The sequence below is a fragment of the Rhizobium sp. SSA_523 genome, from assembly GCF_030435705.1.
Classification (GTDB): domain Bacteria; phylum Pseudomonadota; class Alphaproteobacteria; order Rhizobiales; family Rhizobiaceae; genus Neorhizobium.
Genome location: NZ_CP129382.1, coordinates 825,103 through 848,499, shown reverse-complemented (window position 1 = coordinate 848,499; position 23,397 = coordinate 825,103). Strand labels below are relative to the sequence as shown.

At 62.5% G+C, this 23,397-nt stretch carries 22 protein-coding genes; 7 read left to right on the top strand and 15 right to left on the bottom strand.

Going from position 1 to position 23,397, the window contains the following annotated elements; genetic code table 11:
- The first annotated feature begins 48 nt into the window (after positions 1-48).
- Positions 49-768 carry a transcriptional repressor LexA gene (gene lexA, locus QTJ18_RS12475; protein ID WP_252754657.1) on the top strand — a complete coding sequence of 240 codons (720 nt, stop codon included), beginning with the start codon at positions 49-51 and terminating at the stop codon, positions 766-768.
- Here lexA and QTJ18_RS12470 read toward each other — a convergent pair.
- The gene (locus tag QTJ18_RS12470) at positions 749-3,403 is read right to left on the bottom strand and encodes a ComEC/Rec2 family competence protein (RefSeq protein WP_252754658.1); all 2,655 of its coding nucleotides are present in this window, start codon (positions 3,401-3,403) and stop codon (positions 749-751) included. The two genes, lexA and QTJ18_RS12470, sit on opposite strands and share 20 nt — an antisense overlap.
- Positions 3,404-3,824: 421 nt before the next feature.
- Between QTJ18_RS12470 and gltA the strand changes: the two genes are divergently transcribed.
- Positions 3,825-5,114, top strand: coding sequence for a citrate synthase (gltA, locus tag QTJ18_RS12465; RefSeq protein ID WP_252754659.1), 1,290 nt, complete (start codon positions 3,825-3,827; stop codon positions 5,112-5,114).
- A gap of 138 nt (positions 5,115-5,252) precedes the next feature.
- On the opposite strand, the gene lpxB is transcribed toward gltA, so the two are convergent.
- From lpxB to rpsB, 13 genes are all read right to left on the bottom strand, one after another.
- Complete coding sequence (lpxB, locus tag QTJ18_RS12460) at positions 5,253-6,431, bottom strand: lipid-A-disaccharide synthase (RefSeq protein WP_252754660.1); 1,179 nt, start codon at positions 6,429-6,431, stop codon at positions 5,253-5,255.
- Positions 6,428-7,315, bottom strand: a complete 888-nt coding sequence (locus tag QTJ18_RS12455; RefSeq protein ID WP_252754661.1) for an LpxI family protein — start codon at positions 7,313-7,315, stop codon at positions 6,428-6,430. The genes lpxB and QTJ18_RS12455 overlap by 4 nt, the downstream gene beginning before the upstream one ends.
- A 1-nt stretch (position 7,316) precedes the next feature.
- On the bottom strand, positions 7,317-8,132 hold the full coding sequence (gene lpxA, locus QTJ18_RS12450) for an acyl-ACP--UDP-N-acetylglucosamine O-acyltransferase (RefSeq protein ID WP_252754662.1): 816 nt from the start codon (positions 8,130-8,132) through the stop codon (positions 7,317-7,319).
- The gene (gene fabZ, locus QTJ18_RS12445) at positions 8,132-8,596 is read right to left on the bottom strand and encodes a 3-hydroxyacyl-ACP dehydratase FabZ (RefSeq protein ID WP_252754663.1); all 465 of its coding nucleotides are present in this window, start codon (positions 8,594-8,596) and stop codon (positions 8,132-8,134) included. Before fabZ ends, lpxA begins: the two co-directional genes overlap by 1 nt.
- Positions 8,589-9,650, bottom strand: coding sequence for a UDP-3-O-(3-hydroxymyristoyl)glucosamine N-acyltransferase (gene lpxD / locus QTJ18_RS12440; protein ID WP_252754664.1), 1,062 nt, complete (start codon positions 9,648-9,650; stop codon positions 8,589-8,591). The genes fabZ and lpxD overlap by 8 nt, the downstream gene beginning before the upstream one ends.
- Positions 9,651-9,700: 50 nt before the next feature.
- Entirely contained in the window at positions 9,701-12,019 is a 2,319-nt protein-coding gene (gene bamA, locus QTJ18_RS12435; protein WP_252754665.1) for an outer membrane protein assembly factor BamA, read from the bottom strand.
- Positions 12,020-12,208: 189 nt separating this feature from the next.
- Positions 12,209-13,336, bottom strand: coding sequence for an RIP metalloprotease RseP (gene rseP / locus QTJ18_RS12430; RefSeq protein ID WP_252754666.1), 1,128 nt, complete (start codon positions 13,334-13,336; stop codon positions 12,209-12,211).
- Between the two features lie 189 nt (positions 13,337-13,525).
- Complete coding sequence (locus QTJ18_RS12425) at positions 13,526-14,359, bottom strand: phosphatidate cytidylyltransferase (protein ID WP_252754667.1); 834 nt, start codon at positions 14,357-14,359, stop codon at positions 13,526-13,528.
- Positions 14,359-15,102 carry an isoprenyl transferase gene (locus tag QTJ18_RS12420; RefSeq protein ID WP_252754668.1) on the bottom strand — a complete coding sequence of 248 codons (744 nt, stop codon included), beginning with the start codon at positions 15,100-15,102 and terminating at the stop codon, positions 14,359-14,361. The genes QTJ18_RS12425 and QTJ18_RS12420 overlap by 1 nt, the downstream gene beginning before the upstream one ends.
- 48 nt (positions 15,103-15,150) lie before the next feature.
- Entirely contained in the window at positions 15,151-15,711 is a 561-nt protein-coding gene (gene frr / locus QTJ18_RS12415; protein ID WP_252754669.1) for a ribosome recycling factor, read from the bottom strand.
- 55 nt (positions 15,712-15,766) lie between these two features.
- The gene (gene pyrH, locus QTJ18_RS12410) at positions 15,767-16,492 is read right to left on the bottom strand and encodes a UMP kinase (RefSeq protein WP_252754670.1); all 726 of its coding nucleotides are present in this window, start codon (positions 16,490-16,492) and stop codon (positions 15,767-15,769) included.
- Positions 16,493-16,705: 213 nt separating this feature from the next.
- Positions 16,706-17,632, bottom strand: coding sequence for a translation elongation factor Ts (gene tsf / locus QTJ18_RS12405; RefSeq protein ID WP_252754671.1), 927 nt, complete (start codon positions 17,630-17,632; stop codon positions 16,706-16,708).
- A 242-nt stretch (positions 17,633-17,874) separates the two neighbouring features.
- Positions 17,875-18,642 (bottom strand): 30S ribosomal protein S2, encoded by a 768-nt coding sequence (gene rpsB / locus QTJ18_RS12400; protein WP_252754672.1) that lies wholly within the window; start codon positions 18,640-18,642, stop codon positions 17,875-17,877.
- Between the two features lie 309 nt (positions 18,643-18,951).
- Here rpsB and QTJ18_RS12395 point away from each other — a divergent pair, with 309 nt between their 5' ends.
- Positions 18,952-19,305: an STY0301 family protein gene (locus QTJ18_RS12395; RefSeq protein WP_252754673.1), complete on the top strand. Its 354-nt coding sequence runs from the start codon at positions 18,952-18,954 to the stop codon at positions 19,303-19,305.
- A 33-nt stretch (positions 19,306-19,338) separates the two neighbouring features.
- Here the strand turns inward: QTJ18_RS12395 and QTJ18_RS12390 are convergent, their stop codons facing one another.
- The gene (locus QTJ18_RS12390) at positions 19,339-20,172 is read right to left on the bottom strand and encodes a cell envelope integrity EipB family protein (RefSeq protein ID WP_252754711.1); all 834 of its coding nucleotides are present in this window, start codon (positions 20,170-20,172) and stop codon (positions 19,339-19,341) included.
- 141 nt (positions 20,173-20,313) lie between these two features.
- Here QTJ18_RS12390 and QTJ18_RS12385 point away from each other — a divergent pair, with 141 nt between their 5' ends.
- The 4 genes from QTJ18_RS12385 to QTJ18_RS12370 are packed head-to-tail and all read left to right on the top strand — an operon-like array spanning position 20,314 to position 23,150.
- The gene (locus QTJ18_RS12385; RefSeq protein WP_252754674.1) at positions 20,314-20,784 is read left to right on the top strand and encodes a RidA family protein; all 471 of its coding nucleotides are present in this window, start codon (positions 20,314-20,316) and stop codon (positions 20,782-20,784) included.
- On the top strand, positions 20,781-21,518 hold the full coding sequence (locus QTJ18_RS12380) for a glycerophosphodiester phosphodiesterase (protein WP_252754675.1): 738 nt from the start codon (positions 20,781-20,783) through the stop codon (positions 21,516-21,518). The genes QTJ18_RS12385 and QTJ18_RS12380 overlap by 4 nt, the downstream gene beginning before the upstream one ends.
- Positions 21,515-22,744 (top strand): GNAT family N-acetyltransferase, encoded by a 1,230-nt coding sequence (locus QTJ18_RS12375; RefSeq protein ID WP_252754676.1) that lies wholly within the window; start codon positions 21,515-21,517, stop codon positions 22,742-22,744. The genes QTJ18_RS12380 and QTJ18_RS12375 overlap by 4 nt, the downstream gene beginning before the upstream one ends.
- On the top strand, positions 22,725-23,150 hold the full coding sequence (locus QTJ18_RS12370; protein ID WP_252754677.1) for an HIT family protein: 426 nt from the start codon (positions 22,725-22,727) through the stop codon (positions 23,148-23,150). Before QTJ18_RS12375 ends, QTJ18_RS12370 begins: the two co-directional genes overlap by 20 nt.
- Positions 23,151-23,397 lie beyond the last annotated feature (247 nt).

Genomic DNA, 23,397 nt, shown 5'->3' with positions numbered 1-23,397 from the left:
GAACAGATAGTGTCCGTTCTGGATTTGTTTCCATTGGGGCTTTCGACGATGCTGACTCGCAAACAACAGGAACTGCTTCTGTTCATTCATGAACGCATGAAGGAGTCCGGTGTACCTCCATCCTTCGATGAAATGAAGGATGCTCTCGATCTCGCGTCGAAATCCGGCATTCATCGCCTGATCACCGCGCTGGAAGAGCGCGGCTTCATTCGCCGGCTTCCGAATCGCGCCAGGGCGCTTGAAGTCATCAAGCTTCCCGATGCCTATACCCCGCCGGCGCAGCCGCGGCGCGGCTTCTCGCCCAGCGTGATCGAAGGCAGCCTTGGCAAGGCGCCGCCGAGCAAGCCGGCCGCACCGCAAGCGCCGGTGGACGACCAGCGCTATTCGGCCAATGTGCCGGTGATGGGCAGAATCGCTGCCGGTGTGCCGATCTCCGCCATCCAGAACAACACGCATGAGATCAGCGTCCCCATCGAAATGCTGGGCAATGGCGAACATTACGCGCTTGAGGTCAAAGGCGATTCGATGATCGAGGCCGGCATTCTCGACGGCGATACGGTGATCATCCGCAATGGCAGCACGGCCAGCCCGGGCGATATCGTGGTGGCGCTGGTGGATGATGAGGAAGCGACCCTGAAGCGGTTCCGTCGAAAGGGCGCCTCGATTGCCCTGGAGGCGGCCAATCCCGCTTATGAGACGCGGATTTTCTCGTCGGACCGGGTCAAGGTCCAGGGCAAGCTCGTGGGTCTCATCCGCCGTTACCATTGATCAGGCGCCGGAGATGGTCCGGCAGGTGATTGTCGAAGCTGCGCGTGGTCCAGGCATAGGTGCGGTGGATCTGCCAGGGACGGAGTTGCTCCGTCTCGACGGGCATGGCGGCTGTCATCGACCAGGCTTTGCGATCGGCACTTCCGCCAAACTTCAGCGTCACGGCTCCCAGTCGACGCAGGTGATCACCGGTGATCAGGACGGCGCCCGAGCGGCAGGCCTGCATTCGCGATCGTCGTGCGATGACGAGATCGGCGCTGTCGCAGGCGGAGCCGACATAACGGGCATCCTCGAGAAGCACGATGCGCACGCCGTCGCTGGTCCGAATGAGGCAGGCCTTGCCCCGGAGGCAGCTGAAATGACGGCCGTCGCTGCGCTGAAGCCAATGGCTGAGCTGTGCCTTCATTGACGTCAGCTGATCATGCGTCAGCACCTCCTTCACCCGCGGCTTAGCGGAGGGCTTATCCTTCTCCCGCGGCCTTGCGCCGCCTCGATGGTCCCGGCGAGCTTCGGCGGCAGACGTCCTGCTATTGTCCGTCACCTCTTCTGCCGGTCTCGTCGTGGTGATGCGGTAGGCATTCTGCCATTGCCGATAGAGGAATTCCGGTGCGTGCGCGCGGCTGATCATCGCCTCCTTATCTGAGAGAACGGCCGCCAGTGTGCCATCCTCCGAAATCAGCAGGTCGGGCGGCGGCATCACCCGGGCCAATCCGGCCAGAGCGAGGGCCGCAGCCAGGACAGGCAGGCCGATCAGCTTCAGCTGGGTGCGCAGGAGGACAAGGCAGGTCAGGCCGAGGGAGGCCAGCGGCAGAAAAAGCGCCGGCGGCTGTCCCGTGGCCGCGATGCCGCCCCAACTCGCCACATGCGTGGCAATGGCGATCACCATATCGACAGCCACGCCCATGAGGGAGAAGACGGGGCCGTCCAGGCCAAGCGGCATGGCCAGCATGCCGATCAGGGCAGCGGGCATGACCACAAAGGAAATCAGCGGCATGGAGGCCAGATTGGCCGCTAGGCCATAGGTGGTGATCTGATGAAAATGCCCTGCCGAGTAGATCGTGGTGGAAAGTCCACCGATCAGCGAGGTCATGAAGGCCTCCAGCAGCAGCACCCACGCAAAGCGGCCCGCCGTTGCCACCAGCCACAGGAGCCCGGGTCGACGCGGCTGCCGGCCCATCTGCGGCGCCCGCCGGCGCTGGGCGCGCGTATAGACGGCCACCAGCGCCCCAGTCGCGGCGAAGGACATCTGGAAGCTCGGCCCCATCAGCGCCGAGGGCGCGATCGCCATGACCAGAATGGCCGAGAGGGCGACCGTGTGCACGCTCACGGAGGGGCGATCGACGAAGATCGCGAGCAGCATGACCGCCATCATCAGATAGGCGCGCTCGGCAGAGACGCCGAAGCCGGAAATCAGGTAATAGGCGGTGACGAGCAGCAGCGCGCCGCCTGCGGCGATCTTCTTGATCGGCCATCGCTGCGCAATCACCGGCGCCAGAGCGAGAAGCCGGCGCAGGCCGACAAAGCAGATTCCCGCCGCCAGCGCCATGTTCAAGCCGGAAATCGCGACGATATGCGAGAGCCCGGCCAGTCGCAGAGCCTCGACCGTATCCGGGCTGATGGCGCGGCGCTCATCGGTGACGATAGCTGCAGAAAAGGCGCCCGCATCACCGGGGACGAGGCTGCGGATCCTGTCGCCGATGCGGCTCCGCAGATCGAAGACGGCGATCTTGGCGCGCTGCAGCCAGGTTTCGTGAAGATCATCGCCGCTGTCCGGGCCGCCAGGGTGGCCGACCCTGTCCCGCAGCCGCTGCGGCAGGCCAAGGGCAAAGCCCGTCGCACCGATTCCGTCATAATAGGCGGCGAGAGTAAAATCGGTCATCCCGGGCAGAGCGGGGCCGGAGGGCGGCGACAGACGCGCGCGCCCCGCAATGATCATGCCGGGATCGAAAGGCGTTGCCTGTCCCCTGACGAGCAGGGTGATGCGCGTAGGCGGGCGAAGCAGATGCGGATGCGCCGTCTGGCGCAGGCGCACCGTATAGCGCCAACGATCCTCTCCTGCGGCCTCGCGGCGTTCCACCACGCCTTCGATGCGGGTGGTCACCGCGCTGTCCAGAACGACCGTTGTGGTGCGTGCATCTTCAAGCGCCGCAAGCCCGAAGCCGGCCAGGATCAGGCCCGCCGCCATGCAGGCCGCAGCCGCGCGCATTGCGCATTTCTGCCTGAGATGGAAGGCCGCGCCCATGAGCGGCAGGCTGAGCCAGCCCAGCCAGAAGACCGGGTTTTGCGCCGCGCCGATCCACAGCGCTATGCCGCAGGCCAGAAGCACCGGCACGAGGAGAAAGAACAGCCCATGCGCCCGCTCCTCCTGCAAGGCCAGCACCAGGCCGGAGGGCGACCAGGCGGATCGGGCCTGGCGAAGGGCGACCAGACCGGCAAGGCGGCGGGTTGGTCCAGCCCGTTCCCCGGAAATGATGAGATCGCCGCCCGGCCGCGCCGACCAGTCGAGCATCCGGTCGAAGGGCGCCTGGTCGAAAGAGCGGGCCTCCGCCTCCTCGGTCGGGGATGCGATGGCAGACCCTGCGGCGAAGGGTCTCACCTGCACACTACGGCTGTGGTCGTCCTCACGCGGCGACACTGGTCATCCCCGGTCTTTTCCACCCCCTGCAGCAAGACCATTTCCGCATTCTCAAGCTTGCATGCCAGCGGGCCGATGCTGGCGGCGGCGATGAAGGGCCGAAGGTCCGGCCGTCTCGCCCGCATCCTCTCTTTCCGTCGGGCCCGTCCAGCGTCGCACAGGTCAGACTGCACCCGCCGTCATTGCACGGTCAACTGCCTGCGGCTGTGCTTTTCGTCTGGACCTTGCGTTCAGATGTTCTACATTTTGCCGCGACTGGCGAGCGCGATCCTTGGTGGCGGGAGTCAGCCCCACCATAAATTTCGCGCTGCACCAATTAGCCTTCAGGAGTGCTTGGCAGCGCGCGACGGATCATATAGCTAACTCATATGCTTCATTTCTTTGGCGCGTTCGGCGCCATTCCGCCCATCGGAGGATCAGCATGACGGAAACAAGCGCACATCTTGGATTGGGAGATAAGAAGGTCGATCTCGGCGTCCGCAAAGGGACGATCGGTCCCGATGTGATCGATATCGGTTCGCTCTACAAGCAGACCGGCGCCTTCACCTACGATCCGGGTTTCACCTCGACCGCGGCCTGCGAATCGAAGATCACCTTCATCGACGGCGACGAAGGTGTTCTGCTGCATCGCGGCTATCCGATCGAGCAGCTCGCAGAGCACGGCGATTTTCTGGAGACCTGCTATCTGCTGCTCTATGGTGAATTGCCCACCGCAGCGCAGAAGAAGGATTTCGACTATCGCGTCACGCACCACACCATGGTGCATGAGCAGATGAGCCGCTTCTTCACCGGTTTCCGCCGCGACGCCCACCCGATGGCCGTCATGGTTGGCACCGTGGGCGCGCTCTCCGCCTTCTATCACGACTCGACCGATATCACCGATCCGCATCAGCGGATGGTTGCATCGCTGCGGATGATCGCCAAGATGCCGACGATCGCCGCCATGGCCTATAAATACCATATCGGCCAGCCCTTCGTGTATCCGAAGAACGATCTCGATTACGCATCGAACTTCCTGCGCATGTGCTTTGCAGTTCCTTGCGAGGAGTATCAGGTGAACCCGGTTCTGGCGCGCGCCATGGACCGAATCTTCATCCTGCATGCCGATCACGAGCAGAACGCATCCACCTCCACGGTCCGCCTGGCCGGCTCCTCCGGCGCCAATCCCTTTGCCTGTATTGCTGCCGGCATTGCCTGCCTTTGGGGTCCTGCCCATGGCGGCGCCAATGAAGCGGCTCTCAACATGCTGACGGAGATCGGCACGCCGGACCGCATTCCGGAATTCATCGCGCGCGCCAAGGACAAGAACGATCCGTTCCGCCTGATGGGCTTTGGCCACCGCGTCTACAAGAATTACGATCCGCGCGCCAAGATCATGCAGAAGACCACGCATGAAGTGCTGGGCGAACTCGGCCACAAGGACGATCCGCTGCTGCAGGTCGCCATGGAGCTGGAAAAGATTGCGCTGACGGATGAGTATTTCGTCGAGAAGAAGCTCTATCCGAATATCGATTTCTATTCCGGCATCACGCTGAAGGCGATGGGCTTCCCCACCACCATGTTCACGGTGTTGTTCGCGCTTGCCCGCACCGTCGGCTGGATCGCCCAGTGGGCCGAGATGATCGAGGATCCGCAGCAGCGTATCGGTCGCCCGCGCCAGCTCTATACCGGCGAGCCGAAGCGCGATTATCTGCCGATTTCCAAGCGCTGATCGGCGCTACCGGCGCATCGAAAAAAGGCCCGCCTCGTGCGGGCCTTTTGTTTGCCACGATTTCTGTTGAAGAAGGCGTGGTCTCGCAGGCTCGGCCTCTATCTGAGAATGCCGTTCGCCAGCCGGTTGTGCGACGCGCTAGGCGAGATCCCTGGCCGCCCGGTCGGAGAGAAGCTCGAGCACCAGCCGCGCGCCTGCCTCTCCCGGCGCAATGCCGGTGGACAGCCTCTCCCACACGGTTGAAAATCCCTCCAGCATGGCGCGCCGTTGCGGCGTGTCGCTTGAAAGGCATTCGGCCCAGCGCGCCAGATAGCCTGGCCGCACCAGATCATTGACGTGCTCGGGAATGACCGGCTGGTCGGCGATCAGATTGGGCAAGGCCGCCGACCAGATCTTGATTCTGTGGGCCATCAGCCGCACCAGCCAGTCCGCCTTATAGATCGATACGGTTGGAACGCCGCAGAGCGCCAGTTCCAGCGTGACCGTTCCGGACGCGGCAATGGCTGAGTCGGCTGCGGCAAAACCTGCCCATTTCTCGGCTGGGGTCGATGTCAGCTTCGGCTGGATCGACCAGTCGGCCAGCATTTTCTCGAGAAGCGGACGCTGGCGAGCGACGGTGGGCAGCAGGAATTCCATTGCCGGATTGCGGGCCGCAAGAATCTCGACGGTCTCTTTCAGCGCCGGCAGCAGCATCCGGATTTCGGTCGAGCGGGATCCCGGCAGCAGCAGCACCGTCTTGGCCTCCCGGCCCGGTTGCTTGTCCTGCCGCAGGCGCCGAACGGCCAGTACATTTTCGTCCGCCGTCAGGCGATGGCCGACGAAATCCGTTTTCGGTCCGCCGAGACGGCGCATTGCCTCCGGCTCGAAGGGCAGAAGCGCCAGCACCTGATCCACATAGGCCAGCATGGCCGGAGCACGATATTCCTTCCAGGCCCAGACGCTCGGGCAGACATAATCCACCACCGGCAGATCCGGCAGAGCCTCGCGGACCCGCTTGGCGACGCGATGAGTGAAATCCGGGCTATCGATGATCAGCAGCAGATCCGGCCGCGCGGCAATGATGGCATCGGCAGTCTCGCGGATCCGGCGCAGAAGCTTCGGCAGGCGCTTCAGCACCTCGCTGACGCCCATGATCGAGAGTTCGGAAAAGTCGAAGAGCGAGGTCAGACCCTCCGCCTCCAGGGCCTCGCCGCCCACACCGACCAGCGTGATCTCGGCCGGATGCGCGGCTTTCAGGGCGCGGATCAGATCGCCGCCCAAGAGATCGCCGGACACTTCCCCGGCAACGACGGCGATCTTCAAAGGCTTCTGGCTCATCTCAGTCCTCTTCCGGAAAGGCCACGATCAAGGCCGCAGACGAAAATCCGGTTCTCATCCGCCAGATCGATCATGGCTTGCCGATCGATGATCAGGGCGCGTCCGGCTTCCACGGCAATGCCGGCCAGTCCGGCCGCGATCGCCCCGCGCACCGTCGACGGTCCGACAGTCGGAAGGTCGGCGCGCATGTCCTGTTGCGGCTTGCACAGCTTGACGAGCACGCCACGGCGACGAACCGAGATCCGGCCGGCCGTCCGCAAGGCGGCCACTCGTTCCAGCATGCTGTCGGTGCCTTCCGCCCCTTCGAGCGCCACGATCCGTCCGCCGACGCAGACTGCCCCCTGCCCGACATCGAGCTGTCCGAGCATTGTCGCCGCCTGCGCCCCGATCTCGATGTCGCGGAGGTCGTCGGCCTGCGGCTGAAGCCGCGTCAAAGCGCCGGTCTCCGCCAGCAGTGCCGGCACGATCTCATGCACGCCGACGACGCGGCAGCCCATGCCCTCGAAGAGGCCGATCACCATTTGCAGCACCGTATCATCACCGCCGGCCAGCAAGGTGCGCACGACATGCGGCAATTTCAGGAGAGAGCGGAAGGTGGGATGAATATCGCGCCATTCCGGACGCCGGCGGACACCGCCGCAGAGCACGACGCGGGTCACGCCCTTTTCGCGGATCAGCCGCTGAATGCCGGCAAAATCACCGACGCCGGTGACCATTTGCTCAAAGCCGGAGAAGTCGCGATCCGCCTCCTGGCGCAGGGCCACCACCACCGGCTCGTCTCCGGCGGCGCGGGCGGCCTCGGCCACATGCAGGGGCAGATAGCCCATGCCGGCGATGATTGCGAGCCGGCCCTCACTCCTGTGCGCGGGAGCGGCCGGCACCATGTCAGGCCTTGCCGCGATAGGGTGACGAAATGGCCCGATCGCTGTCGGCGCAGATGAAGTCGATCACTTCCAGCGCCTCCTTGCAGTCGAGATAGTCTTCGCGGATCGCGGCCGCATTGGCACGCACCGATCCTTCACCCTCGAAGATCTGTTTGAAGGCGCGACGGACCTGGTGGATCACTGCCCGCTCGATGCCGGCGCGCGACATGCCGACAACGTTCAGACCGCCGAGAATGCCCGGATTGCCGTTCAGCATGCCATAGGGAATGACATCATAATTGACGGCCGAAAGCCCGCCGATAAAGGCGTGGCGACCGATGCGGGTGAACTGGTGGACGGCGCAGCCACCGCTGAGGATGGCGCGATCGGCAACCTGGACATGACCGGCCAGCATGACATTGTTCGACAGGATGATATGGCTGCCCAGGCGGCAATCATGTGCGACGTGCGAATTGGCGAGGAAGAGGCAGTCATCCCCGACGCTGGTAATGCCGCCGCCACCGACCGTGCCGGTGTTCATCGTGACGCCCTCGCGGATCGTGCAGCGCTCACCGATCACCAGACGCGAATCCTCACCCGCCTCGTGCAGGCTCTGCGAAACGCCGCCGATGACCGCCATGGGGAAGATCCGGCTGCCGCGACCGATTTCCGTGAGGCCCGTGACGACAGCATTGGAGATGACCTCCACTCCGTCGTGCAGGACCACGCGCGGCCCAATGCGGCAAAAGGGGCCGACAGTGACATGGTCGCCGATCACCGCCCCGTCCTCGATCACGGCAAGCGGACTGATGCGCGCGGTAGCGGCAATCCTGCTCATCAGGCTTCCTTCTGCCGGATCATGGCGCCGACATCGGCCTCTGCGACCAATGCGCCCTCGACCTTGGCCTCGCAATGGAATTTCCAGATATTGCCGCGCTGCTTCTGCTTGACGACATGGATCTCGACCCTGTCTCCCGGCACGACCGGCTTGCGGAAGCGGGCATTGTCGATGGTCATGAAATAGACCAGCTTGCCGCCCTCACCCTGCTTGCGGGCACAGATCGCACCGGCCGTCTGCGCCATGGCCTCGATCAAGAGGACACCCGGCATGATCGGCTGTTCCGGGAAATGGCCGGTGAAATGCGGCTCGTTGGCCGTGACATTCTTGATCCCGGTCGCGCTATTGTCACCATCGATATCAATGATCCGGTCGACCAGAAGGAAGGGATACCGATGGGGCAGCAGCTTCATGATCTCAAGGATGTCAACGGATCCCAATTCCGCCTTTTCCTGATCAGCCATCCCTGTTTCTCCTTTTCCTTGCCCGTTCGTCCGATCGCGCCATGATCTCTGCGATGTCCCGCATGAAATCGGGCATGGGACGCGCCGGAATTCCGCCGAAACGACCGCCTGCCGGCAGCGAGCTGATCACACCGCTCATGGCCGCAATCTGTACGCCGTCGCCGATCGTGATGTGTCCATTGACACCCGATGCGCCGCCAATCCGAACGCCGTCTCCGATTTTCGTCGAGCCCGCTATACCAGCACCGCTCGCAATCGCGCAATGCCGTCCGATCCATACATTGTGGGCAATCTGGACCAGATTATCGATTTTGGTGCCCTCGCCGATCACGGTGTCGTCCATCGCGCCACGATCGATCGTTGTATTGGCGCCGATTTCCACGTGATCCTGAATGATGACGCGGCCGATCTGAACGATTTTCAGCATGCCGCGCGGACCGGGCGCAAAGCCGAACCCGTCCTGGCCGATCCGCACACCATTGTGGATGATGACGTGATTGCCGATCAGCGCCGCCATCACCGTGGCCCCGGCCGCGACGGAACAGTTCCGGCCGAGCCTGACGCCTGCGCCGATGACGGCGCCGGGTCCGATATAGCTGCCTGCGCCGATTTCCGCCCCAGCGCCGATCACCGCCATCGGTTCGACTGTCACATCGGCCTCAAGACGCGCCGAAGGATCGACATGCGAGGCCGGCGAGACACCGCTCTCTGCCGTGACCGACGGAATGCGCATGGCATCCGGATGGAGCAAAGCGCCCGCCAAGGCAAACGCGGTGGCCGGGTTTGCGGTGAGAAGTACCGCCACATGGTCGGGGATGATCGGACGCAGAGCCGCGTCGCAGATAATGGCAGAGGCCTGGCAGGACTGGAGATCGGCTCTGTGCTTGCGCGACAGAATATAGCAGATGTCGCCCGCCTTCGCCCTCGCCACCGGCGCAACGGATCGAATGACCCGCTCGCCATGATCGAGGGATTCAAGCTCCGCGCCGATGGATGAGGCAAGCTCGCGCAGCCTCACCCCGCTATGCGGAGGAAAGAATGTGTGGTCGTCCATCAGCCAAGGCTCCAGAACAGATTTTCACCCACAGTTCTGGATGCCGAAGGTCAGAACTGGTTCGCCATGCTGAAGCGGAAGCGCTGTTCCTGATCGTAGTCTTCCTTGACGACCGGCACGGCATAATCGACGCGCAGCGCACCGAAGGGCGACGCCCAGGTGATGCCGGCGCCAACCGATGCACGCCAGGAGCCGCTGGTGCCGCTGACCGACCCGGCAACCGGAACATCATTGCCATACAGCGTGCCGGCATCGGCGAAGACGGCGGCGCGCAGGCCGAAGTCTTCCGGAATGGCCGGCATGGGAACGCTGATTTCAGCCGAGGCGTTGAAATAGGTCGTGCCGCCGATTGCATCGCCATTCGAGACGCGCGGACCGATGCCATCGCTTTCGAAGCCGCGCACCTGGCGACCGCCGAAGGTGAACTGATCGAAGACGTTGAGCTTGTCGCCGGTTGCCACAACATGACCCGCGCCGACAGCCACCTGACCGATCAGGTCGAGCTCGTCCGACAGGAGGTGGAAGTAGCGTGCACGACCGTAGATCTTGTAGAATTCGGAATCACCGCCAAGGCCGGCGAATTCGTGCGTGACCGTTGCGTAGACGCCTTCCCGCGGCAGGGTCATGCTGTCGAGCGAGTTATAGGTCAGGGTCTGACCGATGATCGACTGCTGATAGGTGCCGCCGGCAACCAGTTCGCGGAACGGAGAGACGAGGTTGCTGCTGCTCTCGTCATATTCGATTTCCTTGTAGGTATAGCGCAAGGTCGTCGCCAGCTGCTCGGTGATCGGCGCCGTGACGCGGAGCGTGCCGCCCTGTTCGGAATATTCGTAATTGTCGTTCGACGAGGTCTGGCTCTTGAACAGGTCGAAACCGGCCGCCAGGCGATAGCCGAGGAAATAGGGCTCGGTGAAGCTCAGCGAGTAGGTCTGGGCATCGTTCTCACCAGCACCCGCGGCAACGCGGATATACTGACCGCGGCCGAGGAAGTTCTTCTCCTCGATCGAGGCTTCGAGCAGCACGCCGTCATTGGCGGCATAGCCAGCGCCGATGCCGAACGAACCGGTCGACTGATCTTCCACATCCACGACGATCACGACCCGGTCGGACGAAGAGCCGCCCTGGGTGGTGATGTTGACGCGGCTGAAATAGCCCAGGGCCTCAAGACGGCGCTTGGCGCGGGTGATAGCCAGCTGATTGAAGGCATCGCCTTCGCTCAGATCGAATTCGCGGCGGATGACGTAATCGCGCGTGCGGGTGTTGCCGCGGATCTCGATCCGCTCGACATAGGCGCGCTCGCCCTGATCGACCAGATAGGTCACGCCGACCGTATTGGTCTGGAAGTTGCGGTCGCCACGCGGCGTTACGCGTGCAAAGGGATAGCCGGCGGCTGCGACCTTGGTGGAGATCGCCTCCATGCTCTTCTGCACTTCGCGGGCATTGTAGATGTCGCCCGATTCCGTCTCGACCAGATTGTCCAGCTGCGAGCCGTCAATGCCGGGAACCGTCGACTCGACGGCGATGTTGCCGAAGCGGTAGCGCGGGCCTTCCTCGACAGTGAAGGTGATCGTGTATTCGTTCTTGGCTTCATCCAGCACGGCATCGGAGGAAATGATGCGGAAATCCGGATAGCCGTGATTGTAGTAGAACTGGCGGAGCGCCTCTTCATCGGCACGCAGCTTGTCTTCCGAATAGACATCCTTGCGGGTCAGGAAGGAGAGCGGGCCGCTTTCCTTGGTGATCAGCGCGTCATGCAGACGGCGATCGCCATAGGCGTTGTTGCCGACGAAATTGATGTTGGCGATCTTGGTCCGGTCGCCTTCGTTGATCACGTAGGCGATGTTGACGCGGCCCTGGCCGATCGGCGCGACCTGCGTCGTGACCTGGACATCGTTACGGCCGATCTGCGCATAGGCCTCGCGGATACGCTGGATATCCGCATTCATCAGCGCCTCGTTGTAGGGCCCGAGCGGCTGGGTCTGGACGACGCCCTGGAGCTTGTCGTCCTTGATCTTGCGGTTGCCGTTGAAGACCACCTGGTTGACCAGCTGGCTCTCATCCACGGTCACCACCAGCGTGCTGCCGGAAACCGAGATGCGGACATCCGAGAAATAGCCGGTGCCATAGAGGCGCTTGACCGATTCATCGATGTCGGCGTTGGAGAAACTCACACCGGGACGAATGGTGATGTTGGAACGAACGGCTTCCTGTCCGGCGCGCTGCGCTCCGCGCACGTCGATGCGCTGGATCACGGCTGCCTGAGCAACCAGCGGCGAGGCAAGTACGACCACACCCGCACCCGACGCGACAACACCAGCAGACAGCGCAAACGCCGAGACTGCGTTCAAAAACTTTGAACCAGCTTTCATTTTCAAATCTTACCTTTTCCCGTTGTCCCTCGGCGGGCGGCACCCGACTCCGGCCACGTGTGTCGTTTTACCTGCTTTTGACCTACAAGCAAGGCATCCCGTTAATTTCTATTTACTTCCTTACAAGCCGTGACCCAATCGCCACGCAGACTTGTTAACAGGGTAAACAATTGGTTTAAAAGCGTGATATCAGCCGATCCATCGACCGATCGTGTCATTCCACGTCGCGAAGACCATCAGCGTCAGAAGAAGCGCGAAACCGATGCGGAAGACAGTCTCCTGCAGGCGCTCGCTCAGCGGCCTCCCCCTCACTGCCTCCAAGGCATACAAAACCAGGTGTCCGCCATCAAGCACCGGAATTGGAAAGAGATTCATCAATCCAAGGGAAACAGAGATCACGGCGGCGAAATTGAGGACGGCGACGAAACCCAGCGTTGCGACCTGGCCGGTTGTCTCGGCAATGCGGATCGGACCGCCAATCTGGTCGGCCGACATCTTGCCGGCAAAGATATTGCCCAGATATTGGAACGTCCCGCTGATGATGTGTCCCGTTTCGGCAAAGCCCTGGCCGATGGCTTCCAGGGGGCCATAGGTGACGCGGCGGAAATTGCCCCGCTGTTCGTCCGTCACAATGCCGATCTGGCCCAGTTCGACCCGGTTGCCGAACTGGTCAGTGATGTCCACCCGCTTGGGCACCATCGGCAGATCGAGCACCTGCCCGGCGCGCTCCACGGTCACGATGATTTCGGTCTCCGGCCGGACGCTCACATAGCGGCGCACGTCATCGAAGGTGCGGATCTCGCGGCCGTCAAGCGCCACCAGACGGTCGCCGACCGCGACCCCGGCCGCCTGGGCGGCGCTGTCGGCGCGCACCTCGGCCACCACCGGATCCGCGACCATGCGGCCGTATAGGCTGAAGACGACGGCGAAGATGAGAATGGCGAGCACGAAATTGGCGATCGGGCCGGCGGCCACCGTCAGCGCCCGCTTCCACAGCTTGGCGCCGCCCAATGTCTGGGCCCGCTCGGCCTCGCTCATCTGCGCCATGGCGCCGGAGAGATCCGGCCGGCTTGCTGCGTCCTCATCGCCGAGAAAGCGCACATAGCCGCCGAGCGGGATGAGGCTCAGCTTCCAGCGTGTCCCGTGTCCATCGGTAAAGCCCACGATTTCGGGGCCGAAACCGATCGAAAAGGCCGTCACGCGAATGCCGCACCAGCGCCCGACGAGATAATGACCCATCTCGTGGATGAAGACGAGGAAGGACAGCACGAGAAGGAAGGGAATGATGTAACCCGTGATCACGCTCACTATCGCCATTCCGCTGCATTCCTTTCGAACCTATTGCATGTCGCGCAAAAATGTACTGCGGTTTTGCGAAGACGACATGCATAAACAAAGAAATAAAGCGCGTTGCACGAATCCGTTTGAACGCAACGCGCTGTAAGAGATGTCACCAATGCCGCAACCGGCCCGCTCTCCCGATCTCGGTCGAGCGCTTCGGCCAGGCTACAATCCGAACAGGAAGGCCGCGACCGAAGGGGTTACCTGTTCGGACCATGCGGCATGCAGGATTGCAAGTAGAAAAGCGGTGAAGCCGGCAAAGACCAGCCCGTCCACCCTGTCCATCACCCCGCCATGGCCAGGAATGAGATGGCTGGAATCCTTGACGCCGAATCGGCGCTTGATGAAGGACTCGAACAGGTCTCCGATCTGGCTCATCACCGAGAGAAGGCAGGCGAGAAACAGGGTCCGCACAGGCAGGGCGGGGAAGAAGGCCAGCGAGACGAGGCCCCCTGCCGCGACACCGGATACCGTGCCGCCAATCGCGCCAGACCAGGTCTTGCCGGGCGAAATGCGCGGCGCAAGCTTTGGCCCTCGCAGTGCGCGCCCGACGAAATAGGCAAGGATATCCGTGGCCCATACCACCGCGAAGATGAACAGCATGGCAACGAAACCCGGCTGGTCGGCGGCGCGAATGGCCGCCAGGGCCACAGCGCTGAGACCGGAATAGAATATGCCGCCGGCAAGCCAGCCCGTGCCGCCCCGGATCGCCTTCAGCAGCAGCGCGGTGATGGTGAAGCCGCCGATCAGGGGAACGCCGAGCCCCTCGTCGCCGATCACCAGGTTGATGGCGACGCAGGCGGTCGCCAGCCAGCCGAGCGCATTGCCGCGGAAATCCGTATCGGCCAGCCGCGTCATGCGCGACCACTCGTAATAGACGAGAAGGCTGATGAGCGCTGCGAGAAGGCGAAAGGCAAGCCCGCCCATCCAGGTGGCCGCCAGCGTCACGACAGCGAGAACGAGGGCGGATCCGATCCGCTTCTTCAGCTCCGGCGACATCAGCCCGCCACCGCCGTCTTGACCGGAGACAATCCTCCGAACCGCCGTTCGCGGCCGCTATAGAGCTTCAGCGCCTCGGCAAAGGTCTCGGCGGTAAAATCCGGCCAGTAATCCGGAAGGAAGACGAATTCCGAATAGGCCGCCTGCCAGAGGAGGAAGTTCGACAGACGTTCCTCGCCGCTGGTGCGAATGATCAGATCGGGATCGGGAATTCCGGCTGTGTCGAGATTTTCGGCAATGAGGTCCGGGGTGATGAGCGCCGGATCCAGGCGACCGGAGGCCGCCTCCTGCGCCAGCCGGCGCATCGCCCGTGCAATCTCGTCCCTCGCGCCGTAATTGAAGGCGATGATCAGCGTCAGGCCTTCATTCAGCCGCGTCGTCTCCTCCGCCTCCAGGAGAAGCGGCAGCACATCGCCGCGCAGGTTCTCGCGATCGCCGATGACGCGAATGCGTACATTGGCCTTGTGCAGCTCAGCCAGGTCGCGGCGGATGAAGCGCCGCAGGAGACCCATCAGATCGGAAACCTCGGCCGCCGGGCGCGACCAGTTTTCCGAGGAGAAGGCAAACAGCGTCAGATAGCGCACCCCGCAGCCGCCGGCGGCGCGTACCACCTGCCGCACCGCATCGACGCCCTTGGTATGGCCCATGGTGCGCGGCAGTCCCCGCTCCTTGGCCCAGCGGCCGTTGCCATCCATAATGATGGCGACGTGCTCCGGGACTGGGGACAAACCACCGCTGACCATCGTGACCGCTCGCTTTTACCGTTTGAGTGAAACAGGAACCCGCAGGCTTTAAACCTGCATGATTTCCTTTTCCTTTTCCGCAAGCAAGCGGTCCACTTCGGAAATCGTATCATCCGTCATCTTCTGAACCCGTTCCGACTGTGCGCGACTGTCGTCCTGGCTCATCGAGCCGTCCTTTTCCGCCTTTTTCAAGGCTTCCATGCCGTCGCGACGCACATGGCGCACCGCCACCTTGCTCTTCTCGGCATAGTCATGCGCGACCTTGACGAGCGATTTGCGGCGCTCCTCGTTCAGTTCGGGCAGCGGAATCCGCAGGTTCTGGCCGTCGACGATCGGGTTGAGGCCGAGATTCGATTCGCGAATGGCGCGGTCCACGGCGCCTACCATGGTCTTGTCCCAGATGGAAACGCCGAGCATGCGCGGCTCGGGCACTGTGATATTGGCAACCTGGTTCAGCGGCATGCGCGAGCCATAGGCTTCCACGGTCACGGGATCGAGAATGTTTGCCGAGGCGCGCCCGGTGCGCAGCGATGCGATATCGCTCTTGAACGCTGCAATCGCGCCGTCCATCCGGCGCTTGATATCGTTGAGATCAATGGATCCGCTCATTGTTCCACTCCGTTCGAATTCAAAGGGCTAGGGGCACGCTCGGCCTCAAGCCCCGTCAGCTGTCCGTCACGATGGTCTTGCGGCCACCGCCGAGGAGAATTTGCCCAAATCCGCCTTTCTCGTGGATCGAGAAGACGATGATGGGAATTGCATTTTCACGGGCCAACGCCACGGCCGCGACATCCATGACGGCCAGGCCCTTTTCGAGAACCTCGCTATGGGTCAGCGTGTCGAAACGCGTTGCAGCCGGATCCTTCTTCGGATCGGCGGAATAGATGCCGTCGACCTGGGTGCCCTTGAAGATGGCTTCCGCGCCGATTTCGGCGGCCCTGAGCGCGCCGGCGGAATCGGTGGTGAAGAACGGATTGCCCGTGCCGCCGGCAAAGATCACGACGCGACCCTGCGCCATGTGATGCAAGGTCCGGCGCTGGGAGAAGCTCTCGCAGATCTCCGGCATGGCGATCGCCGACAGAACCACCGTCTCGACATCCAGCTTGCGCAGCGATGTCGCCAGCGCCAGCGCATTGATGACGGTTGCGAGCATGCCCATGTGATCGCCGGTGACCCGGTCGCCACCCTTCGAGGCCACGGCCACGCCGCGGAAGATATTGCCGCCGCCGACCACCAGTCCGACCTCGACACCCATCCGCACCGCTTCCGCAATATCGGCGGCAATGCGATCGGCCACGGCGACATCGATGCCGAAGCCCTGGCTGCCCATCAGGGCCTCCCCGGAGACTTTGAGCAGAACACGCTTGTAGACGGGTTGAGTGGAAGTCATGGAAATTCCTTCAAGGATCATACCGGAAGCCGGATACACGAAGGGCATCGCATTGTCACGCGATGCCCCTTGCATTCACAGGTTTTGGCGTCGAAAGCTCAGATCATGATCGTTTCAGACCGGATCGGCCCAAAAACCCTAATCATGATCCACACCCAGAGATGAGCGAGGGAGCCGCGGCGAGAAATACCAGGATTTCCCGCCGTCGCGTCCTTAGTGCTTGACGGCCGCAGCGACTTCAGCCGCGAAATCGGACTCTTCCTTCTCGACGCCTTCGCCGAGCAGGAGACGCACCATGCCGGTCACTTCGATCGATGCGCCGGCTTCCTTTTCGGCAGCCTTGACGGCTTCACCGACGGTCTGTTCCGGGTTGATGACGAAAGCCTGCGACAGGAGGGCGACCTCCTCGAAGAACTTGCGCATGCGGCCTTCAACCATCTTTTCGATGATCGCATCCGGCTTGCCGGACGCGCGCGACTGCTCGATGAAGACGTTGCGCTCGCGCTCGGCGACGGAGGCATCGACTTCCTCGGCGCGAATGGCCAGCGGGTTGGTCGCTGCGATATGCATGGCAACCTGGCGACCGATCGAGGTCAGCACAGCCTTGTCGCCTTCAGACTTCAGCGCCACGAGCACACCCAGCTTGCCGATGCCGTCGCCGGCCGCGTTGTGGATATAGGTCGCGACGACACCGTGCTCGACCTGAAGCAGAGCCGAGCGGCGCAGCGTCATGTTCTCGCCGATCGTTGCGATGGCATCCTTGATCGAGTCAGCAACCGACTTGCCGGTGGCCGGATAGGTGGCAGCGGCAACGGCGTCGACAGTCCCATCGGTTCCGAGCGCGACATTGGCGACGCCGCGAACGAGATCCTGGAAGGCATCGTTACGCGCAACGAAGTCGGTTTCGGAGTTGAGCTCGATCACGACGGCCTTATGGCCGGCGCCGGCAATCCCGATCAGGCCTTCGGCGGCCGTGCGGCCCGACTTCTTGTCGGCCTTTGCAATACCCTTGGCACGCAGCCAGTCGATTGCGGCTTCAATATCACCATTGGTCTCGGTGAGAGCCTTCTTGCAATCCATCATGCCCGCGCCGGATTTTTCGCGCAGTTCCTTAACCAGTGCTGCAGTGATCTCGCTCATGTTTGCCTCTTGTCCAATCAGGGGTGCGCCTGCCGGAATCGCTGGGCGGGCGCCCGTTTGGGGCACGAATGTACCCGGAAGTGTGACAGCGTGATGAATAATCGTCCGCGCGATCTCACGCGATGATTGGCGAAACGGGGTTCCGCCGGCGCCGGACGGCGTTCTTTGGTCGCGACGAGCCTTCAAGGCTCAATCGTCAGCAGGCCGGGACGCGGAACATGTCCGCGTCCCGGCCGCCAGGATCAGGATTCGGCTTCTTCCGAAAGAGCCGGCTCGACCGGAGCATCGGCCATGGCGCCGATATCGCGGCCCGATGCGCCCTGCTGACGAGCCAGGCCGTCAATGGCGGCGCGGGCGATCAGGTCGCAATAGAGGGCGATGGCGCGCGATGCATCGTCATTGCCCGGGATCGGGTAGTCGATGAGGTCCGGATCGCAATTGGAATCGATGATGGCAACGACCGGGATGCCCAGGCGCTTTGCTTCATCGATGGCGATCTTTTCCTTGTTCGTGTCGATGATGAACATCAGGTCCGGCGTGCCGCCCATATCGCGGATACCGCCGAGAGCCTTTTCGAGCTTTTCGCGCTCGCGCTCCAGGTTCAGGCGCTCCTTCTTGGTGAAGCCCTGAGCGTCGGAGGCCAGGATTTCATCGAGCTTGCGCAGGCGCTGGATCGAGTTCGAAATGGTCTTCCAGTTCGTCATCATGCCGCCGAGCCAGCGGGAGTTGACGTAATACTGGGCAGAGCGCTTTGCCGAATCGGCGATCAGCTCGGAAGCCTGGCGCTTGGTGCCGACGAAGAGAACGCGGCCGCCACGGGCCACGGTGTCGGAAATCACCTGCAGGGCGCGCGACAGCATCGGAACCGTCTGGGCCAGATCGATGATGTGGATATTGTTGCGATCGCCGAAGATGTACGGCTTCATCTTCGGGTTCCAGCGATGAGTCTGGTGACCGAAGTGGACACCAGCTTCCAGAAGCTGGCGCATGCTGAAATCAGGCAATGCCATGCCTTTTTCTCCTTGTTTCCGGTTTAACCCCCGCGAGGCGAACAGCCGGCCCTTCGGACCGACCACCGGCGGAACGGTCCGGATTTCTCCCGGACAATCCCATGCCTCGCGTGTGGAATGGGCTGCGCATAACCGCATTGGCGGGCAAATGCAAGATGATACGCAGCCGATTTGCGCGGCACGCATCGGGAATGGCGAAAAACCCGGGTTTTGCCAATCGCATGGACGGGCATGCACCGGCATGGCAAGCTATTGGAGACCAGATGCCAAAGCGAGCAAAATCCGGAGAGGAATGAAATGAGGCCCATCGTGAAACGGAATGCCGTCGCCTGCCTGATCGCAACGCTCATCGGCTTTTCTCCGGCTCTGGCGCAGACGAATGGCTGTCCCGTCAGGCCCGGCAAGATCCTGACCGCAGCGGAGATCTATGACGGTCCTGTCGAGGATAATGCCATTCTCGCTCCGGACAGCTCGACCGGCACGGCCGCGAAGGCGGTGAACCGCTTCGATGTCGGCGCCATTGTCGCACAAGGCCGCAAGATCGTGCTGAGCTGTCACTACAAGGGCGAAGCCAAGCCCGTTTACATCGAGATCAGGACCAAGGTCACGACCTGCGAACAGCGGGTCGACAAGGTGGCGGGCGGCAGTCTCGACTGCCGCTGAGGGCGGTAAGTACAAACCGCCGCCATCTGCCGGTCAGCGGCAGGTTTCCGGCTGTCTGTCGAGGACTTCCAGCTTCGACAGCGTGCCGGACAGGACGAAGTCGCCGTAATCCATCGTCAGGTCGCGGGTAATGCCATTGTCGTAGAGCTTGAAGGACATGCGATAGGCCGGCAGCGAATCGGTCTTCGAATCCTCGTTGTAATAGGCGATGGTCACCGGCCAGTAGGGCGTGCCGGCAAATTCGCCGGCGCTCTTGGCCTCGGGATCGTCGGCCGCCGGCGTCTGCTGCTTGCCGACCACGGTGCTCGTCATCAGGCTCTTGTCGCCATCCTCCGAACCGTCGAACACGCGCGCTTCGAAGAAGCGCTTGCCGGCCCGCGCATTCTCGATCACTTCCAGCATATGTTCGGTGGGGAATTTCGCGGCGATCAGATCGACCTCGCGCGAATCGGGCTTGGCGAGCTCGACGGTAACGCCCTCGGCGCTATCCTTCGCCTCGCCCGTCACCTGCTTGTCCAGCTTCTCGTCCGTATAGCTCTTGGTGTCGAAGCGGAACTGGCCGGCATTGACATTCTCGAAGGTCGTCGTCTGCTGGTCGGTCAGCCGCATGTCCTCGCCGGTATCGATCTTGGTGACGAAGCGGAAATGCGTGGTGAAGCCGGAACAGGCGGATCCCGTGAATTCATAGACCATGCGGCCGAACATGCCCTCGATCCCGGAGCGCTCGGACACGTCCTTCAGTTTCAGGTCGTAGACGGCGCGATGCGGGATCAGGGCGCGCGCGGCTTCGATGCCGGCCAAGGCAGGGCTGGAGGCTGCCGGGATCAGGCCTGCCAAAATCAGTCCTGAAAGGGCAGCGGTTTCCAGTTTCGGTCGCAACATCCACAAACTCCTATGGGACTCGAGAGGCGGTGTTATATGTACGCCATCAGATGATGCGTAAGCTCGCCGTCCACCTGTCATGTGTGACGGAATCTGGTCTTTTTTACAATCGAGTGGGAGAATGAAATGTCGCAAGCGATCGATACGCGCCTGAAAGAACTGGGGATAGAACTGCCGGTTGCAGCGGCACCGGCGGCCAATTACCTGCCCTATGTGCTGAACGGCAACACGCTCTACATTTCCGGGCAACTCCCCATGAAGGACGGCAAGATGGCGGTGACCGGCCTTGTCGGCAGCGAGGTGGACCTGGCATCTGCCCAACAGGCGGCGGAACTCTGCGCGATCAACATTCTCGCCCAGGCAAAGGCGGCATTGGGCGGCGATCTCGGCAGGGTGCGGCGCGTCCTCAAACTCAACGGCTTCATCGCCTCCGCCCCGGGCTTCATCGAACAACATGTCGTGATGAACGGCGCGTCCAATCTCGTCGCCAATGTGCTGGGTGAAGCGGGAAAGCATGCGCGTGCGGCGGTCGGAATGGCGGCCCTGCCCTTCAATGCCGCCGTCGAGGTGGACGCGATCCTGGATGTCGAGGCATGAGCATGACGTCTAGCTGGATCAAGGATCTTCCGGTCGCCCATCGCGGCTATCACGACATGAACCAGACGGTCTGGGAGAACACGCTCTCCGCCTTTTCGCGGGCCGCGGATGCCGGTTTCGCCATCGAATGCGATATCCAGCTCTCCTCCGACAGCGTCGCCATGATCTTTCATGACGATACCCTCGAACGGCTCTGCTCCATCAAGGGCGATGTGCGCGAGAAATCGGCCGGCGAACTCGGCCTTCTCTCGGTCGGCGGCACCGGCGACCGCATCCCGACGCTCAAGCAGATGCTGGCCCTGGTCAAAGGCCGGGTTCCGCTGGTCATCGAACTCAAGGGCCGCTCGCCGCAAGAGGATGACGGCTTTGCCGAAACAGTCCTGGAGACGCTGGAAGGCTATCAGGGCCAGGTGGCGCTGATGAGCTTCGACCATCACCTGCTGGAGGATCTGAAGCGCGCGGAGGCGCCCTTCCCGCTTGGCCTGACGGCCATGGGCGACAAGCCGGAGGACTTCGCCAAGCATGACGAAGCCATGCAACTGGGCCTGGATTTCATTTCCTATCACTGGGCGCATCTGCCCAACAGCTTCATTGCGGCGCAGCGGGAGCGCGGCGTGCCGGTGATTACCTGGACGGTGAGGGATGAAAATGCCCGCGCCCATACCTATACTCATGCTGATCAGATGACCTTCGAGGGCTTCGACCCGAGAGAAAGCGTTGCACCTGCCGCATGAATGACGACCTTACCCTCCGCGTCGCGTCCTCCTTCCTGGACATTGCCCCCGATCAGTGGTCGAGGCTGTCCGGAACCCGACGCGGCGGGCCGGGTCCCTACAATCCTTTCCTGTCGCAGGCCTTCCTCTCCGCCCTCGAGCAATCGGGATGCGCGACCACCCGCACCGGCTGGCTTGCCCATCACCTTCTGCTGGAGGATGCCGAGGGCGCGCTTCTGGGCGCCGTGCCGGGCTACCTGAAGAGCCATAGCCAGGGCGAATATGTCTTCGACCACGCCTGGGCGGATGCCTTCGAGCGGGCGGGCGGGCAGTATTACCCCAAGCTGCAATGCACCATTCCCTTCACACCGGCCACCGGTCCGCGCCTGCTCGTGCGCGGCGACCAGCCGGCGCACCCTCTCCAGGCCACGCTGTCTTCGGGCCTGGCGGAGGTCACGCGTCAGCTGGGCGTCTCCTCCGCCCATGTCACCTTCCTGCCGGAGGAGGAACTGCCCTTTTTCGAGGAAGCGGGCTTCCTGCACCGCACCGACCAGCAGTTCCATTTCATCAATCGCGGTTATGGCAGTCACGACGATTTCCTGGCCGAACTCTCGTCGGCCAAGCGCAAGAACCTGCGCAAGGAGCGGCGAACGGCGCTGGAGAACGGCATCTCCATCGACTGGCTGACGGGCGCCGATCTGACGGAGGAGATCTGGGACCAGTTCTTCGCCTTCTATATGGACACCGGAAGCCGCAAATGGGGCCGCCCCTACCTGAACCGGGAGTTCTACTCGCTGATCGGCGAACGCATGGCGGAGGACATCCTCCTGGTCATGGCCAAGCGCGATGGACGCTATATTGCAGGCGCAATCAATTTCATTGGTGACGAGGTCCTGTTCGGCCGCCACTGGGGCTGTATCGAAGACCACCCCTTCCTGCATTTCGAGGTCTGCTATCACCAGGCGATCGATTTCGCCCTTGCTCACAAATTGAAGCGTGTGGAAGCCGGAGCGCAGGGGCAGCACAAGCTGGCGCGCGGCTATCTGCCCGTCACCACCCATTCCGCCCATTACATCACCCATCCCGGCCTGCGCCGGGCCGTTGCAGACTATCTCAAACAGGAGCGGCGCGAGGTGGAATATACGGGTGAAATCATGACCGAACACAGCCCCTTCCGGAAGGGAGAGCGGCAGGAACCCATCACGATCGAGAAGGATGACGGCCGCCATGACGAGCCAGACCTATGATCCCAACAACATTTTCGCAAAGATTTTGAAGGGGGAGATCCCCTGCCATAAGGTCTATGAGGACGATGACGCGCTGGCCTTCATGGATGTGATGCCGCAGGCGGAGGGCCATCTGCTCGTCGTTCCCAAGGTCGCATCCCGCAACCTCCTGGATGCCGATCCGGCCGTGCTCGCCAAGCTCTATCCGGTGGTGCAGAAGCTTGCCGTCGCCGCCAAAGAGGCCTTCGATGCCGATGGCGTGCTGGTTTCGCAGTTCAATGAAGCGGCCGCCGGACAGACGGTCTTCCACCTGCACGTGCACATCATTCCCCGCAAGGAAAGCGCGCCGCTGCGGCCGCATTCGGGCTCCATGGAGGATCCGGCTGTGCTTGCCCGGAACGCCGAGAGGCTTCGGGCGGTCCTTTAGGGTCAAAACTCAATCAGGTTTCGGGCAGGTTTCGGGCAGGTTTCGGGCGTGGCGCGAGCGGATTTTGTTTGCGAATAGGTGAAGAGGCTGCCGTGGAGCGAAACTCCACAAAGCCTTTTCGACGCCTTCGCAGGCAAAATCCGCCGCGTCCCGTAGGGATATGGCGAAAATCGCCCATTTCTGTGTCGCGAAGCCTTGATGCCTGTTGGATCCACCGGCGGCTTCGCTCCTCGAACTGAACGATTTT